Here is a 17,693-nt window from a genome sequence, read left to right as displayed (position 1 = left end):
AGGTGAAATACCCTTATAAACAAATATGACAATTAACATTGTAAAAGAGAATAATATCAAAATTGCTATTGTTAATAGCCAAGAAGTAATAATCAAAGATGTACAATCAGCGCTTGATTTCATGATGACTATGTTGTATAAAACAGGATGCGATAGAATTATAATAAATAAGGAAGCTATTTGTGAAGACTTTTTTGATTTAAAGACTAAAATTGCGGGTGAAATATTGCAAAAATTTGTAAATTACCAAGTGAAAATAGCAATTGTTGGAGATTTTTCTAAATACTCAAGTAAAAGTCTAAAAGATTTCATCTATGAAAGTAACAACGGAAACCACTTTTTCTTTTTACCAGATGAGTTAACAGCTGTTAGAAAATTAAGTTCATTTTAAAGTTATTTGATTTATTATATTAAGTTATCAAATTAACAACCCTGACAAAATGCAGGGTTGTTTTTTAAAGGTAATCTTTCAAGATGTGGTCAAAGAGTTAAACACACACTACCTTTAGGGTTTTTATAACGGTTTGTTATCTAATATATTTTCTATTTCTAGCATTACATCCTCTGTCAATTTATCTTTAACTTCTGTTGCTTTTACATTTTCTATGACCTGTTCAGGTCTACTTGCGCCTATAATAACTGTGCTTACATGCGGATTTTTAAGTATCCAGGCTATTGCAAGTTGGGCCATAGTTGCGCCAAGATCATTTGCAATTTTAGATAACCTTTTTACCTTTTCTATATTTTTTGAAGAGAGCAGACCATCTTTCTCCAAATCATCTTTTAAACCCTTAAATTTAGCCAATCTACTATTTTCTGGTATCCCTTCGTTATATTTTCCAGTTAATAGTCCGCTAGCTAAAGGACTAAACGTAGTTAACCCTAATCCATATTTCTGATAAAGAGGTAAAAATTCTTTTTCAACCTTTTCTCTAACAAACATGTTATATTGAGGCTGTTCCATTGAAGGAGGTATTAAATTTCTTTTATCAGCAATAGTGTATGCTTCTTCCAACTGTTTTGCGGACCATTCAGAGGTACCCCAATACAAGGCCAACCCATTCCTTATTATATAATCCATCGCAAACACTGTTTCTTCTATAGGGGTAGTTGGATCAGGTCTGTGACAAAAGATTAGATCTACATAGTCAAGTTGCAATCGTTTCAATGAATTCCATATTCCTTCTAAGAGATGTTTTCTTGACACACCTAAATCATTAGGTCCTTTTCCACCCCAAAATATTTTTGTTGAAATAACAAGATCTTCTCGACGATACTCTTTTATTGCCATTCCCATTAATGATTCAGAAAGCCCATTTGCATAAGCTTCGGCGTTATCAAAGAAGTTTATGCCATGTTCATAAGCCGTTCTCATTGTTTGCTTTACACCTTCAGTGTCTAGTTGATTTCCAAAAGTTAACCAAGAACCCAACGAAATTTCACTTACTTTTATTCCTGCTTTACCAAGATTGTTATATTTCACAATATCCCTCCTTGTGCAGTTAAATGGTTTACTTAACTAACTTAATTATATCATAAAATAGTTCTTTTTAATTTTTGCTTGTGATATAATTTTTTGACAGATTTTAAGTAAAAATTAAAAGAATTTTGGTGATTTTATGTATTTAGTATTAATTTACTTAACCTTTGTTACGTTTTTATTAGCATTAATTCTATTTCGTGGCATTCAAACAGTTAAATACATTAAGAGATTAACCTCCAATAAAGAGAGGTTCTTCATTTTCATTCCTCCTTCACCCAAAAAAACTGTTATTAATAGGTTTAAAAGCATATTGTATGAAACGGCACTCTATTGTCTAGAAGATGAAAAAGAAAAAAGTGACATTTTAAGAATCTTTATTGAGCATTTGCCTGATTTTTTAAAATCTGACTCTTGGAGTTTTTTATTAACACCAACTAAAGCACATTGGACATTTTTGACATGGTCTAAGAATTTAGATTTTTTACCTTTAGAAGATATTGCATATGAATTAGAAAATGAAGGTGAAAACATTAGAAACGTGCTAGAGTCTAATAGCTCTCTTTTTATCAAAAATGTAAAAGAAAACGTTACCTGGAAACAAGAAAATCCTTTAACCGTTTCTTGGTTGGGTATTCCAATTAAGATTGGCGATGAAATTGTTGGGGTATTAAATATCGATTGGTTCAAAACTAAAAAATTTACAAAAATTGAAAAGGAGCTTGCCAGGAGTTTTAAAATCGAAATTGAAAATGTATTAACAAAAGTATTTAAGTTAAATGAATTATTTTTAAATTTTCATTTGGATCCTCTAACTGAAATTTATAACAGAAAAGCCCTTGAAGATTATATGAAAAATCGTCAGATAATCACCGACAATATTGCTTTAGTGTTTATAGACATCGATGGTTTCAAAAAAATAAATGATACTTTCGGTCATACAGTCGGAGATCAAATACTTAAAACAATTGTTAAAAGGATAAAAAACGTGCTTAGAGTCGAAGATTACTTTTTTAGATACGGTGGCGATGAATTTATATTAATCCTTAAAAATATAAACAATCATGAAGATATCAAAAAGATAATAACTAGGCTACAATCTATAGTTAGTGATACAATAATAATTGATGATTATATAATTAAATCTTCATGTAGTATGGGGTATTGTCTATTGCCTCTAGAAACTAATAATATTCAACGAGCTATAGAAATTGCAGATAAAAAAATGTACTTACAAAAAAGTAATTTAAATCATTAATTTAGGAGTTGATGTTTTGAATAAATTAAGGGAAGATGCTTTAAGAATAATCAACAATTCTATAGATTCAGTATTACCTGAACATGCTGTAAAATCACAATTATCTAGTATGAGTTTAGGAGAAAACATTTATTTAGTCGCTATAGGTAAAGCAGCTTGGAGAATGGCAAAGGCTGCAAAAGACTTTTTAAAAGAAAAAATAAAAAATGGCATAGTTATAACAAAATATGAACATTCTCAAGGAATTATTGAAGGTCTACAAATATATGAAGCTGGTCATCCTATTCCTGACGAAAATACTCTAAAGGCTACAAGGAAAGTTATAGAAATGATTAAAAATCTTGGTAAAGATGATGAAGTATTATTTTTAGTTTCTGGAGGAGGTTCTTCTTTATTTGAACTTCCAAATGAAGGTATAGAATTAGAAGATTTGCAAAAGTTAAATAATGATCTATTAAAATCCGGGGCAAATATAGTTGAAATAAATACAATTAGAAAACATATATCTCAAGTAAAAGGTGGACAATTTGCTAAAATAGCGGAACCTGCTAAAATTTACGCTTTAATCTTGTCAGATGTAATTGGAGACAGATTAGACAGCATCGCATCTGGTCCTGCTTATCCTGATTCTACAACTTTAGAAGATGTTAAAAAGATTATTAGTAAGTACAATTTGAGTCTCCCAGAAAATCTATTACATGCGTTTAGTGAAACACCAAAATCCTTAAGAAATGTAGATACTTATATAATTGGGAGTGTAAATAAGGTATGTGAAAATGCAAAATTAATTGCTGAACAATTAGGTTATAATTCTATTATTTTAACTACTACACTTGATTGTGAAGCGAAAGAAGCAGGTTTATTCTTAGCTTCTATAGCCCGAGAATTAATTGAAAAGGATAGACCTATAAATAAACCTTGCGCTGTTATTCTCGGCGGTGAAACAGTAGTTAAAGTTCAAGGAAATGGCCTTGGAGGGAGGAATCAAGAATTAGCTCTGTCAGCTGCCAGAGGAATTTATAATTATGAAGATGTTATTATTGTCTCGGTTGGCACAGATGGAACAGACGGTCCTACAGATGCAGCTGGTGGAATAGTAGATGGTCAAACTATAAATAAACTTATAAAACAAAACATAGATGTTGAATTCGCTCTTAAAAATAATGATTCTTATACTGCTCTCGATGCAATAGGCGGGTTAATAAGAACAGGACCTACAGGTACCAATGTAAACGATCTGATATTTATCCTATGTGGGGCTTAAAGTTTTAGTTTTTTTACAAACTCATAAGTAAATCTAGCTGTAATACCCCATATTACATGATTTTCGTAAATGTAAAAATAAATGGGGTATTTACCAATTCTCCATTCATAATCTTTTCCTTTAGGTATGAGTTCATATGGAAAATCATCATTTATTTCATGAATTATATACGCTTCATATTTTATAGGCTCATGGATTAAAAAATATTCTAATGGAACTGTAAATATACTTTCAACCTCATCATTTGGTTTTATTTCTTCAAGATCTACTTCTAAGAACCCAACAAAAGAATAAATAAGGTCATTGAAAGGAGTTACAAGATAATCACTTGGGCCTATAATTTTCACAAAATTAGGCTCTAAATTAAGTTCTTCTTGAGCTTCTCTTAAAGCTGCATATTCAGGAGTTTCTCCTGGTTCTACTTTACCCCCTGGAAAAGAAATTTCACCGGGTTGTCTGGTTAAATGATTAGATCTTTGTTCAAAAAGCAAATGTGTAGAACCTTCCACTTCAATTAAAGAAATAAGAACAGAAAAATAAGACTCAATTCCTAAAGCTTTGGGAAGATAATTTTCATAAACTCTAACTATTTTATCTTTATACACTAAATCACCTTTTCAATAGAATCTATCAGTAATTAATCTTGCAATTTCTTCTAAAAATAATTTATCATCCTGATCGAAAGCATCTTTTTGATGACTATCTATATCTATTTCTCCAACAATGTTACCTTTCTTATCAAAAATAGGAACAACTATCTCAGATTTTGTTTTAGGGCTACAAGAAAGATAGTTTTCTTCTTTTGTAACATCTCCAACAATAAAAGTTTTTTTTGAACTTGCCGCTTGTCCACAGATACCTTGGCCAAACTTAATTTTCTCATGTTCGGTTGGTTCTCCAACAAAAGGACCTAAAGTTAACAAGCCTTTATCTTTATTATCTACAAGGTAAAATCCAACCCAATTATAATAATCAATTCTTTCACTTAAAAGCTCCACAATTCTCTGCATAACTTCTTCTTTTGTCTTATAATTACTATTTGTAACAATAGTTAGAATTTTATCATATAAAACCCAAAAATCGGCTTTCTTCGTGTTTTGGGGAACTGTTGAAACAAAATTTAAAATAGCTTCTACTACTAAATCTTTAGGATTAATCCTATCTTTGTTTAGATAAATGTATAAAAAGTCAACCGCTATTACTGTTCCTTTGAAAGAATCCAAAAATTCATACGGTTTCTGCCCTAAAAAACATACAAGATAAACGGCATAATCTCCTCTATTTACTTGTAATTTATCAGGATTTTTTGTCAACTCACCTATTATCTCGCTCTTAAACTCCCTAATAATCTCTTGTCTATACCAGTAAGCCTTATCTAACTCTTTTCTACCCATTTTTCTAAAAATATTTATAACTTCTTCATCCGATAGACCTTGTTTTTTCATCAACGGTTCTATAACATCTATTGACTGTTTATATTTTTGCCAAAAAACGTTCCATTGTTCTTTAGGATAAGTTAAAATTTGAAAAAATTCATCTGTGAAATCTCTAAAAACACTTCTCATATTTGAATCATATTCCTCCTTCTAAGCATTTGCACGCTGATTAACGTTTCTTATAAGACTGTATAAAAAAATTAAGGAAATTATTTCAATGATAACAACAAAAGTTACCACATATGATAGAGAAATCTCGTATAAAAACCCTATTGAGGTTCCCCCAATAAACATTGATAAGCCATAAACTGTATTAAATATTCCATAAGCTGTCCCTCTTCTTTCTAGAGGTATCAAATCAGCTATAGCTGCTCTCATAATTGTTTCATGTATACCCATTACAATTCCCCAAATTATTATACTGAATAAAATAAATATTTTTGAGTAAGAGAAAGCAAAAAAAGGTATAACTAAAGTCGCTATTGGGATAATCAGCAAAGTTTTTAAGCCTATATTATCATATGTTCTTCCAATAATAAGAGCTGTTATTCCATCTATTCCCATTGCAATTGCATAAAAAATTGGTATCCATACGTTAGAAATTATAGAGTTTACATTAAGATGATACGCAATTATCGGATATTGAACAAAACCCATCACACTTAATAATGTAAAGAAAGTATATAACCAAAATGTCTTAGACCATTTATTTTTATTATCATAACTATTTATTTGTTTATCAGATTCGATAGACACTTCTAGCTTTTGAGGAGAAGGAACTTTAGATCTAGCAAAAAATAGAAGCATTAACAAAATAACAACAGGGATAATCAAAATTCCAAATCCAGTTTTGTATTGTGAATTCAACAAAAAAACTGCACTAAAAATCAAAGGACCTATTATTGCACCTATTTGATCAAGAGCTTCATGTATACCAAATCCCCATCCTCTTCCAACTTGCTTTGTAGCATGAGAAAGAATTGCATCTCTGGCAGGACTCCTAATAGCTTTTCCCATTCGTTCCATTATTAAAAGAAAAGCAGCTATTTGCCAACTATTCGAAAATGCTAAAAGAGGAATAGATAAAAGCAATCCATAACCAATGATAGTTAAAGTCCAATAAGCTTTAGTTTTATCGGCAAAATATCCAAAAACCAACCTCAATGCATACCCTACAAATTCGCCTATCCCACCAACAATTCCAATGATACTTGCTCCAGCTCCTAAAAAGGCTAAATATGGTCCTGAGATACTTCTTGCACCCTCATAAACAATATCTCCTAATAAACTAATGATTCCCATTAATAAGATAAACTTATAAGCTAATTTTCGATCGGAAGTAAGTTGGTTCGTATGTATACGCCTCTTTTTCAAGTTTTTTATTATAGAAATTCTATCTCACCCTTATATGTTTGGATAAGATATGGTGCCGAGAGCGGGACTTGAACCCGCACGGGTATAAAACCCATAAGATCCTGAATCTTACGCGTCTACCAGTTCCGCCATCTCGGCTTTTTACTTACAATATATTATATAATAAAAATATAAAATATAAAAATAAATCAAGTGAATATTTAGAACTACTGCGTATTTGAAAAATTTAACTTTTCATAATTATATATTAACGTAAGTAATGTAATAGCGTTACTTAAAAAGTATTAAATATACTACCGATAAATATAATTTAAAAAATAAAACAATATTTTAGGAGGATGAAAGAATTGGAATTGACGCCTCTCATTAGAAGGGCAGCTCAGGTTTTAGAAACACCATTTTTAGTGCTAGATAATGCTTACGTAAGAGAAAATTATTTAAGGCTCAAGAATTCTATAAATAACGTGGAAATTTTTTATGCAGTTAAAGCTAATTCACACCCTAGTATTCTTGAAACTTTGAGGGACCTCGGATCATCTTTTGATGTTGCTTCCAAGGGTGAAATTGTAAAATTGATGGACTTAGGAATACCTACGAAAAGAATGAGCTTTGGTAATACTATCAAAAAGGAAAAAGATATAAAGTTTGCATGGGAAAATGGTGTTGAATATTTTGCTGTTGATGCTGAGATGGAAGTCGAAAAAATAGCGAGAAATGCCCCTGGTGCAAAAGTATATGGGCGACTAGCTATGAGTTCAAATGATTCTGATTGGCCACTTTCAGGAAAATTTGGAACTGACGTTGATCATCTAATACATATCTTGAAGTATGCCAAAAGAAAAGGACTAGTTCCATACGGAGTATCTTTTCATGTTGGTTCTCAATCATACAATAAATATAAATGGAAAGAGGCAATATTAACCGCTAGCGAGGTTTTTGAAAAACTTCATAAGGAGAAAATTAATCTAAAATTATTGAATCTTGGTGGTGGAATCCCCGTTCAACACACCAAACCTGTTCCCAGTGTTGAAGAGATTGGCGAGGTTATAAATGAGGCTGTAAATGAATATCTCGGTTGGGTAAAAGGATTAAGGATTATTTCAGAACCTGGCAGATCTATGGTTGGAAATGCTGGCATAATCGCTTCAAGAGTAATATTAAGAAGCAAAAAAGGTACTCAAACCTGGGTTTTCCTAGACGCTGGAGTTTTTCATGGTTTGATGGAAACTATTGAAAATTTTAGGTATGAAGTAATTGTGGAAGGAAAAGAAGACACTAAAAAAATGACGATGACACTTGCAGGCCCAACTTGTGACAGTGTTGATACTATTTATGATGAAATTGAATTACCTATCAATATAGATTATAACGACATTGTTTATTTTATAAATACAGGGGCCTATACTAGCGAATATGCAACATATTTTAATGGTATTGAACCAATAAAAGTTTATACTATTGAAGAATTAGAACATATGCTACAAGGAGAATTTTCACCAATTAACGAAAACTCGTTATATTAAAGTTCATACAATATTATAAAAGCAGGTGCTTAAGCACCTGCTTTTATTTTTTGAACATGTTAACAATTAAAAAGATCTTCTATTTTTAAAAACTCTTTCTCTTTCAATCCTAACTGTTCAGTTACTTCACTAAAATAGTTTCTTTTAGATAATTGATGTAAAGCATGAGAATCTGTCCCATATGAGAGTTTTACACCATTTTCAATCATAATCTTTATTACCTCTTTCCTTGGTGATTCCGACATTTCGTGAATTTCCAAAGCTATTTTGTTTTTTGCCATCTCTTTAGCGATTTCTTTGTACCATTCTAAGTTTAAATATTTTATTGCTACTAATTTTTCAAAACTTCTTCTATCTTCAAAAGTGCTATCTGGTTTCATAAACTTATTTACTGGCAAATATCCTTCAACATGGCCAAGTATTTGAAAAGAATATTCTGAAACTGCTTTCTCTACATACTTTTTATATAAGTCCCAATAATCTTCTTCTTCTAAATTTTGAGGCATTTGATGAATGCTTCCTATTATATAATCAACATTGGGAATATTTTCTGGAATTAAAATTTCTTTGTCATTAAAGCCTACTTCTGCACCTAAAAGCATTATTATACCTTTTTCTTTGGCTATATTTTTAATTTTCAAGAAATGATTATAATATTCATTAGCACTTGTGCTGACACTATGATTATGACCTTTCTCAAAATGGTCACTAATTCCAAAGCATTTTAAATCTACCTCTTCAATTTTTATTAGAATTTCTTCAAAAGTTTGTGAACCATCTGAATAATTCGTGTGTATGTGTAAATCATATTTTGGTAACATTTTTTTCACCTGATTCCAGATTTATATCTATCCCTAAATATTTTAAAGTTTTAGGGGTTATTACGGTTAAATCAAAATCTTTTAATTTTTCCTGCTTTATGTTTCCTCCATAAAAAGTAGCTATAGCATCACTCTCCTCAAAAGTTCCGTGATATCCAAAACCTTTAACTGATAATAACAAGCTGCTAATATTGTCTGTATAACCTTTTTTTAGTGTATATGCAATATCACATAAATAAGGATTGTGTAATTTTGTCAATTCATATTCATCATACACTTTAGCAACATCTGTTTCGCTTTCTAAATCATAAATTATTTCATTCTTTTTATTTTGGGCTTTTTTGCTTTTAAGATAAATTTGAACAGTTGGTTGCCTAATTAGGACAAAATCGACATCATTTGGAATTTTTTCGCCAGGATTATAAAAATTGCCTTTTAATCCATATCCATTTAATAATTTGATTATAGAGAAGTTGCTATGTTTTTTATAAGTACTCATAGAATGATCTGAATTTATTACCAACAAAAAATCTTTCCATTTCTTGTTAATATAATTGTACAATTTCTCAATTTGTTGATCTACTTTTTCTAATTCTTCAATTCTCTTTGAATGTAAAGCACCATACTTATGACCTATTGAATCAACACTTTGATAGATAGTAAACACAGCATCATAGTCAACATTTTCTAATTCATTTATGATAGTATTAGTATTATTTTCCGGATTGGAACCATCTACCTGAACATATTTATTGCATCTATTCTCAAGCATAAAGTGTTGAACTGATAATGTTTTATATCCTTTATTCATTAGTATTTCCGATATTGTGGGAACTTTTACTCCTCTTAACTTTCCAATTACTTCGTTTTGTTCATAGTTGTAGATAGAATTAGAATAAATTCCGTGTGTTTCTGGATATTGCCCGGTTAATATAGTTGTCATCATTGGAGTTGTTAAAGAAGGAAAAGCTGTTTTTAGATTCTCAATTGTATTTCCCATTCTCAAAATACTTTTAATAAATACTGCATTTGACTTGTCTACAAGATCTTGCCCCAATGAATCAATTGTAATAAACAATAGTTTCTTCATCTTAAACACCCTCTATGATATTAGTAATTATTAAAACTCTATTAAAGAAATCAGAGGTAAATGATCTGAAGCAAACGAATTTACAGTATATGCATCCATAATTTTAAAATCTCCTCTTGTAAAAAATATAAAATCTATTTGTGAACCTGGAAAATCTGATTGAAAAGTCTTAATTTCTTTTTTAAGTTCTTGATTAACAGATTCAAATTTATGTAGAAATTCTTTAACACCATAGGATAATTCAAAATATGATATATTAAAATCTCCACCTATTAGTGTAGGTAACCCATATTTTTCTGAAACGTTTAATAATTCCATAACCTCTGTTTGTATTTCCTGCAAACCTCCAAGACCTAGGTGAGTACTAATTACAAGCATTTGCTTTCCATCAACTTCAATCACCATAGCTGCTGCCCCTCTTTGTGTAGCTAACATCCATTTGGGTTGGGGCAAATCAAATCCAAATTTTTCAATAGCTTTAAATTTACTAAAAATAGCTACCCCATAATTATCCTTTCCTTCAGTTGGATAAAAATAATAATCCATTCCTAGTTCGTCTGCTATAATTTCAGCTTGTTTTAGATTTAAACTTCTAGATCTACCTTGATCTACCTCTTGAACCATTAATATATCTGGGTTCTCTTCCTTTAATACATCAATAGTTCTTTGAAAATCAAATACCTCATCCATTCCTAATCCATGTTGAATATTATATGTCATCACCTTTATCGCAGCAAAAGAAAAAGATGTTAATATTAATACAAACATAATAAATACAAGCTTTTTTTTCATCTTGCGTACACTCCTTCAGAAATTTCTATTTCTAATATTTTTAATAAAGTATTCTTCACGTCTTCATGATGCATATGTTTTGGAAAAATATCTTTTGAATTTCCATAAGTTAGAAAGGGTATATAAGTAGCTGTATGATCTGTAGCATTCCATTTTATAGAAATATCATCACTTTTTGTGGGAGACGACAGAAGCGAAAGACCTCCTGTTTCATGATCTGCAAAAATTATAAACAAGGTATCTTCTGGTGAGAAAACGTTTGTAAGATAATCTACTATTTTCTGAAACATTACCAATTCAGCTTTAAGTGCTTTTTCGTCGTTTATATGAGATGCATGATCTATCCTTCCACATTCAACAAAAAGAAATAAAGGATCGTTAAAATTTATTTTTGAAATTGTTTTTTCTATAATCTCAAGATAAGTGGGTTCTCCGGCATTCAATTGATTTTCAAAACTTTTATGCCCCAGTGAAACAAACGCCATGAATTTATCATCAGACGAATCAAATAAAGGCTCATAATTAATGCCATATATTTTATATCCTTTTTCGTTTATTTTTTTTAATGGTGACTTAGAGGTTGGTTTTAATGTAAAGGGATTCACTCCTAAGTCTTCTAAACCTCCTGCTACAAAAAAGTCTAAAAAATCTGAGTCTATAAGATCTTCTATTATCTTATTTTTGTCATCTCGAAATGTATGAGCATACATTGCAGCGGGTGTTGCATCAGAAAATTTTGTGTTAGTTATTAAACCTATTTTATATCCTTCTTTTTTCAAAATAGTAGCTATAGAATTAATAGGATTTTGATCCTTATCCATTCCTAAATATCCTAGCTTAGTTTTTTGTCCACATAAAAAAGCGGTTGCAGCCGCTGCAGAATCAGTCACAATATTATCAACTGTTTCGTTTCTAACTAAAGAAGCTACTTGAAACTTGTTTGTTGCAATCTCTAAATCATTTATTTCTGCCAAAAATTCTGACAAAAGTAAATGATTATAACCCATTCCATCTCCCATTATTATCACTACATTTTTTGGATGTGCAATTAATATTATCGCTGAAATAAGAACGAGCAATATAGTTAGGTGTTTTTTTATTTTTATCACTTATCCTTTCACCCCACTCATAGTAATTCCTTTGATAAATTGTTCTTGTAGGAATAAATATACAATTATAATAGGTAAAATTGCCATGGCTGCAGCAGTTAATTGTAAATGTACTAAATCTCCATACTGCTGTGAAAAGTATTGAACGCCTAATTGAATGGTTTTATGTTTGTCTGTATTTACTACTAACAAAGGCCATAAGAATGCGTTCCAGCTTCCCATAAACGATAAAATTGCTAGGGCTGATAAAACTGGTTTTATATTGGGCAAAATAACCTTTCTATATATCAACCATTCACTGGCTCCGTCAATACGGGCCGCATCTAAAAGATCATCCGGTATTCCATGTATAAACTGCCGCATCAAAAAAGTTCCAAAGATACTTATAGAACCCGTTACGATCAAAGCTGCATAGGTATCTACCAAGCCCAATTCATATACCATAATATATAAAGGAATAATTGTTACAGGAAAAGGAATCATCATTGCACTTAAAAGCATCTTGAATATCGCATTTCTTCCTTTAAAATGATACTTTGCAAATGCAAACCCTGCAGTAGAAGATGTGAATAAAGTTAATGCTACTGAACAAATGGTAACTATAAAAGAATTTATATAGTATTTAAAGAAAGGTACTGTTGTAAATACCTCTTTATAATTTTCAAAAGTGAAATTTTTCGGTAAAAAAGTTGGTGGAAATTGATACAACTCATGTAAAGGCTTAAATGTTGATAAAATCATCCATAAAAATGGAACTATCATTATGACAGCGACTGCCAAAAGAATAATATAACAAAATGTATAAAAAATTCTATCAGTTTTCTTCTTAGATTTCATAGTTACTCCTCCTTGAAAAGGTTTGTAACTCTCATTTGAATAAGTGAAATAATTAAAATTATACCAAATAATATCATAGACATCGCACATGCATATCCCATTTGTAGTCTACTAAAACCATACTCCCAAATATAATAGACAGCAGTTTTGGTGTCTGCGTTACCTCCGGTCATCATATAAATTTCTGTAAACACCTGTATTGCGCTAATTGTTGAAGTTATAAATATCAACACAAGTGAAGGTTTAATTAATGGAACAATAATCTTCCAAAATTGTTGCCATCTTGTTGCTCCATCTATTTGTGATGCCTCTAAAACCGTATCAGGTATGTCATTTAACCCCGATAGGAAAATAATAATATCATATCCTAAAGATCTCCATACAGAAACTGCTGCGACTGCCCAAATGGCTATTGACGGATTTCCTAACCAGTCTATAGGATTCATTCCAAATAGACTAACTACATAATTTGCTAATCCATAGTATGGATGATAAATCCATTTCCAGATAACACTTACTGCAACTGTTGAAGTAACTACTGGTAAAAAATAAACAACCCTAAAAAAGCTTTTAAACTTAGGAATAGAGTATATTAAATATGCAAAAATGAAACCAAATATAATACGACTCGGAACTACACCTAAAGCATATTTAAAACTGATCCACAAAGACCTTAAAAAATACTCATCGGTTATCGCTTGCGCATAGTTTGACAATCCCACAAAAGGTTTTACAGGAACCAGCAAATTCCATTTTCTAAAACTAATAAATATAGCAAATATAGCTGGGAAAAAGGTTAAAAAACCAACTCCAGCGAGTGTCGGTGTAACAAACAGATAAGGTATAGTCTTTTTCTTAGAATATAGTTTAAACGCATAAATTAATAAGAAAATACTCCCAATTGCCAAAAAATACCAACCAAATGAAGCCTTTTTGAAAAAATATAGGATAAATTTTGCTCGATAAACTTGTTTCCATTGATTCCTAAGAAAAGGTAAGGAAAGCACGAAAAATAGTTGAATAAAAGATGTTAAGAGCAATAATTTTCTTTTTTTGGTAAAGTTTAACAAAAAATTGATTGCTATTAGTATAATAAAAATATATAAAAGTGGTATACCAAAAAAATTAAAATCTTTTATAAACATGATTCCTTTATCTGCAATTATAGGCAAAAATAGACCTATAGTCGATATCAAAATACCTGGAATAAATAAGATATTCAAGTTCTTATTATAGGAATTCATCTAATTCCTCCCCTCACGCAGTAAACATTAAATTGTTATCCATCACTTTAAAATAAAAACACCACCATGGTTCTAACTAGAAAAAGGAGCGAAAATAGCTCTGATATATTCTCCTAAATTACTTTAAAATAAACAATATAATTTTTGGCCAATGTTTATCTATAAGAAAAATTTTTCGCCCCTTAATCTATTACAGGTTTAATACAATAATTACATTTTATTGAATTGCTTCAATAACAACTTTGCCATCCGCATTTTCTGGAGGTTCTATTTTGAGCACCTTTGAAATTGTCGGAACAATATCCCAATTATAAACCTTCTTATTTATTGTGGTTCCCTTTTTAAAACCTGCTCCACTCATCAACAAAAACACGTGCTGACTACTTTCATCTATTGTATCATGCCCTCCAGGAGCTTTATAATTTGTCTTACTATCTTTAAAATGATGCGGTGGTTTGGGCCATACTAACATATCTCCTGTTTTCGGATGAGATCCTCTTGCTTGAAGTTCATCGAAGGTTAAAACACCTCCTATGAATTCGCTATATAAACTAGATTTCAACTCATTTACAATAAAATCATACTCTTCTTGCGTAAAATCCCAGTTTAAATAGATTTGAGCTTGAAGACCAACACTAACAATAACGATTTTATTAGCTTCATTAGCTGCTTGATCTTTAGCCAAAAATACCACAGTATCATTATTAACCCGGTGTCCTAACGCTTCTAAACAATTTTCCAATATTTCTATTAAATCATTAAGACTAGATGTTCCTGAATAAGGTGTCATTCCGTGATCTGCCGCTATAACAAATGAGGTTTTTTCGTAAATTCCTATCTCTTTTAAAGTATCTATTAATCTTGCTAATTCACTATCCATTTGAATTAAAACCTCAACGCACCTTTCAATTCTTTCTTCTTCTCTATCAGCGGGTATTGAATCATAATAACCATATGAAGGTTTTTCGTTATGACCAACTGTATCTAAATCATCTGAGTATATGAACATAATATCTGGTATACCTTCAAATACTACTTCAGTATCGCCTTGAGTTACAACAGGTTGTCCTTTCAAGATTTTGATTGACTCATCGACTCTTTTCTGAAAACTTCCAGACGGTTGAATATATAGATGAGAAGGATCTTCATAACTCGTTCCTCTATCTTGAACCATAAATTGCTGAACCGACGCTACTTTTAATCCTTGTTTTGATGCAGCTTCTGCTAATGTTTCTGCGGAATTATCTCTACGAGTTTGCTTTACAATTTGATCCTCTTTATCAAAATATCTATAAATATTTCCAGTTGTTCTGGGATAAGCCCCTGTTACTAATACAGCTTGCATTGGATTAGTAATTGAAGGTATGCCAGTACTTGCGTCTGTAAATAAAACGCCATTCTCGATAAGTTCGTTAAGTGCAGGTGTTCCTGGATATTGCCCGCTGTTTGCCCACTCATAATAATCATATCTAAAGGCATCCCAAATAATATAAATAAAATAACCCTTCTCTTCAGATTCTATTTGACCTTTAGTCAGAGCTCCATAACAAATTACATTACTAAAAATAAACACAAATAATAATGAATAAAAAAGTATTTTATTTGAATAAGTTTTTTTCAACACTCTACCTCCCGTCAGTGAAATATAATCTATCACAATTCAACTATGCTTTATGATTTGCATTATTGATTAAAGTTACGTTTTAAAAAGACGGATTTTTAACTATATTCTAAAAGGGCCCCCATAAGGGGGCATTTTAATTAGGAATTTAATTGAGAGTTATAAATATTATTCAAATTGTCCAAAAGTCTCTTCTAGATATTTATTTATCTCTTTTATTGCTTTTGAGGCAGCTTCCTCAATAGGAACACCTTTCTTTATTATCTCGTTGTATGCATCACGTAACATAGAAGATGGGTTGGCCCAACCTTTTGAAAATGTTGGTTCAGCATAATTTAAAGAATCAACTACAGCACCTAAAAGAGGATCATCTTTATATTTTGGATCATTTGCAACAACTTTTAGAGAAGGTAATTCTCCAGTTTCTTCCAACCACTTTCTCTGTGCATCTTCTGAGGTTATATATAACAACCACTTTGCTGCTGCCTCTGGATCTTTACATCCTTCCATTATAGACAGCGACCAAGATGTAAGTGCTGTAATTCTTTTTCCAGTTACCGGATGTTTTGGAACAGGGGCTGTTCTAAAAACTAAATCAGGATGACTTCCAACCATAAAAGAACCAACCATTGCCCCATGACCTAGCACCATACCTTCTTTAATTTGTCTAAAACCTGTCCATCTTGAACCAAATTCTGGTGTGTATACCTTGTGTTCTTCAATAGCCTTTTTATAAAATTCATAGGTTTCAAGGATTGCTGGCTCTAACTTAACTTTAGTCTGTTTTTCATCTTCCCAGAATGTAGCTCCTGCACATCTCATCATAGTCTCTAATTCTCTATCATAACCTTCAAATGCCCAACCACTTTGAACCATTTTTCCATCTTCCCATTTTGTTAACTTCTTTGCGTATTCTATCAATTCATTCCAGTCTTCTGGTGGTCTATTAGGATCCAAACCCGCTTGTTCAAATAACACAGGGTTATAGAATAAAACAATTGTTTGAACATCTGTAGGTAAACCATAAAGTTCACCATCGATAATAAGATTTCTTACGGTAGGTTCTATATAATCTTTTTGAAGTTTTTCAATTGACATAACTGTAGTTGGAAATGGTTGAATAACCTGATAATAGTAAAGTTCAAGCATTGCCTCGCCTGGAACTTGTGCGACGTCAGGTCCACTTCCAGCTGCTACTGCTGCAAGCAATTTTGTTTTATATTCACTTAAAGGGATTGACTGAATAACTATTTCAACATCTGGATTTTCCTCCATAAACTGCTTGGCCATCTTATCAACAAATTCTAATCTTGCAGGCGAATGATGCATCCAGTGAACAATAGTCGTTTTAGAAAATCCCACAACACATAAAGTAACTAAAAATAACACACTAAGAAACTTTTTCATTCTCAATAACCTCCTTCATCCATAAAAGTTTAGATTTACTTTCTTTAAATCCAGGAAAAAACTAAAAGTAGAATTTTTAAATTTAATTTTTTTGGACTGAAAATAATTGAAGAGTAGAAAATCATATTTTTAAACTAAAAATATTATAATCAACTTCACCTTTTTTTCAAAATCATACTATCTCTGTTTATACCTGTTGACATACGATTAGGCAATTTTAAGACTAATTAAGTTGAAAATTCTTAGAAATCAAAAGACTTTTTATAATTATTAATTTAAATTAATGGGGATTTTTAGTACAAACGGCTTTAAATGGGTTTATTTACCATTATTTCCTTTTAAATAGTGGTAATACTATTTTTAATAAATTAAAAAATATAATATAATTTTTTAAGATAAAAATATATTAACTTAAAAACTATATTTTTGTACTATAA

General features: G+C 30.8%; 16 protein-coding genes and 1 tRNA gene. 4 read left to right on the top strand and 13 right to left on the bottom strand.

Annotation, left to right across the window (positions count from 1 at the left end; translation table 11 throughout):
* Positions 1–25 precede the first annotated feature (25 nt).
* The gene (locus tag DTL3_RS02910; RefSeq protein ID WP_045087451.1) at positions 26–391 is read left to right on the top strand and encodes a DUF4180 domain-containing protein; all 366 of its coding nucleotides are present in this window, start codon (positions 26–28) and stop codon (positions 389–391) included.
* A 123-nt stretch (positions 392–514) separates the two neighbouring features.
* Here the strand turns inward: DTL3_RS02910 and DTL3_RS02905 are convergent, their stop codons facing one another.
* Positions 515–1,483, bottom strand: a complete 969-nt coding sequence (locus DTL3_RS02905; protein WP_045087450.1) for a potassium channel beta subunit family protein — start codon at positions 1,481–1,483, stop codon at positions 515–517.
* Positions 1,484–1,793: 310 nt separating this feature from the next.
* On the opposite strand from DTL3_RS02905, the gene DTL3_RS02900 reads away from it, so the two are divergent.
* The gene (locus tag DTL3_RS02900; RefSeq protein ID WP_231854040.1) at positions 1,794–2,738 is read left to right on the top strand and encodes a sensor domain-containing diguanylate cyclase; all 945 of its coding nucleotides are present in this window, start codon (positions 1,794–1,796) and stop codon (positions 2,736–2,738) included.
* Positions 2,739–2,754: 16 nt separating this feature from the next.
* On the top strand, positions 2,755–4,002 hold the full coding sequence (locus DTL3_RS02895) for a glycerate kinase type-2 family protein (RefSeq protein ID WP_045087448.1): 1,248 nt from the start codon (positions 2,755–2,757) through the stop codon (positions 4,000–4,002).
* Here the strand turns inward: DTL3_RS02895 and DTL3_RS02890 are convergent.
* The 4 genes from DTL3_RS02890 to DTL3_RS02875 all read right to left on the bottom strand — a co-directional run bounded on the left by DTL3_RS02890 (position 3,999) and on the right by DTL3_RS02875 (position 6,950).
* Positions 3,999–4,607, bottom strand: coding sequence for an NUDIX hydrolase (locus tag DTL3_RS02890; protein ID WP_045087447.1), 609 nt, complete (start codon positions 4,605–4,607; stop codon positions 3,999–4,001). The genes DTL3_RS02895 and DTL3_RS02890 overlap by 4 nt on opposite strands.
* 12 nt (positions 4,608–4,619) lie before the next feature.
* The gene (locus tag DTL3_RS09680) at positions 4,620–5,567 is read right to left on the bottom strand and encodes a GAF domain-containing protein (protein ID WP_045087446.1); all 948 of its coding nucleotides are present in this window, start codon (positions 5,565–5,567) and stop codon (positions 4,620–4,622) included.
* 21 nt (positions 5,568–5,588) lie between these two features.
* Positions 5,589–6,812: an MFS transporter gene (locus DTL3_RS02880; RefSeq protein ID WP_197539541.1), complete on the bottom strand. Its 1,224-nt coding sequence runs from the start codon at positions 6,810–6,812 to the stop codon at positions 5,589–5,591.
* A gap of 50 nt (positions 6,813–6,862) precedes the next feature.
* Positions 6,863–6,950, bottom strand: a tRNA-Leu gene (locus DTL3_RS02875).
* Between the two features lie 209 nt (positions 6,951–7,159).
* On the opposite strand from DTL3_RS02875, the gene DTL3_RS02870 reads away from it, so the two are divergent.
* Entirely contained in the window at positions 7,160–8,335 is a 1,176-nt protein-coding gene (locus DTL3_RS02870; protein WP_084217114.1) for a type III PLP-dependent enzyme, read from the top strand.
* A 59-nt stretch (positions 8,336–8,394) separates the two neighbouring features.
* Here the strand turns inward: DTL3_RS02870 and DTL3_RS02865 are convergent, their stop codons facing one another.
* From DTL3_RS02865 to DTL3_RS02830, 8 genes are all read right to left on the bottom strand, one after another.
* Positions 8,395–9,156 carry a PHP domain-containing protein gene (locus DTL3_RS02865; protein WP_045087444.1) on the bottom strand — a complete coding sequence of 254 codons (762 nt, stop codon included), beginning with the start codon at positions 9,154–9,156 and terminating at the stop codon, positions 8,395–8,397.
* A complete protein-coding gene (locus tag DTL3_RS02860; RefSeq protein WP_045087443.1) occupies positions 9,140–10,246 on the bottom strand; it encodes an alkaline phosphatase family protein in 1,107 nt (368 codons plus the stop codon). Before DTL3_RS02860 ends, DTL3_RS02865 begins: the two co-directional genes overlap by 17 nt.
* Before the next feature lie 30 nt (positions 10,247–10,276).
* Positions 10,277–11,038, bottom strand: a complete 762-nt coding sequence (locus DTL3_RS02855; protein ID WP_045087442.1) for an endonuclease/exonuclease/phosphatase family protein — start codon at positions 11,036–11,038, stop codon at positions 10,277–10,279.
* Entirely contained in the window at positions 11,035–12,147 is a 1,113-nt protein-coding gene (locus tag DTL3_RS02850; protein WP_045087441.1) for an alkaline phosphatase, read from the bottom strand. Before DTL3_RS02850 ends, DTL3_RS02855 begins: the two co-directional genes overlap by 4 nt.
* Positions 12,148–12,984, bottom strand: a complete 837-nt coding sequence (locus tag DTL3_RS02845; RefSeq protein WP_045087440.1) for a carbohydrate ABC transporter permease — start codon at positions 12,982–12,984, stop codon at positions 12,148–12,150.
* Positions 12,985–12,986: 2 nt separating this feature from the next.
* Positions 12,987–14,228: a carbohydrate ABC transporter permease gene (locus DTL3_RS02840; protein WP_052670303.1), complete on the bottom strand. Its 1,242-nt coding sequence runs from the start codon at positions 14,226–14,228 to the stop codon at positions 12,987–12,989.
* A 217-nt stretch (positions 14,229–14,445) separates the two neighbouring features.
* Entirely contained in the window at positions 14,446–15,849 is a 1,404-nt protein-coding gene (locus DTL3_RS02835) for an alkaline phosphatase family protein (protein WP_045087439.1), read from the bottom strand.
* A 168-nt stretch (positions 15,850–16,017) separates the two neighbouring features.
* Entirely contained in the window at positions 16,018–17,256 is a 1,239-nt protein-coding gene (locus DTL3_RS02830; protein ID WP_045087438.1) for an ABC transporter substrate-binding protein, read from the bottom strand.
* Positions 17,257–17,693 lie beyond the last annotated feature (437 nt).

The sequence above is a fragment of the Defluviitoga tunisiensis genome (assembly GCF_000953715.1).
GTDB lineage: Bacteria > Thermotogota > Thermotogae > Petrotogales > Petrotogaceae > Defluviitoga > Defluviitoga tunisiensis.
This window is presented reverse-complemented; position numbering and strand designations above follow the sequence as displayed.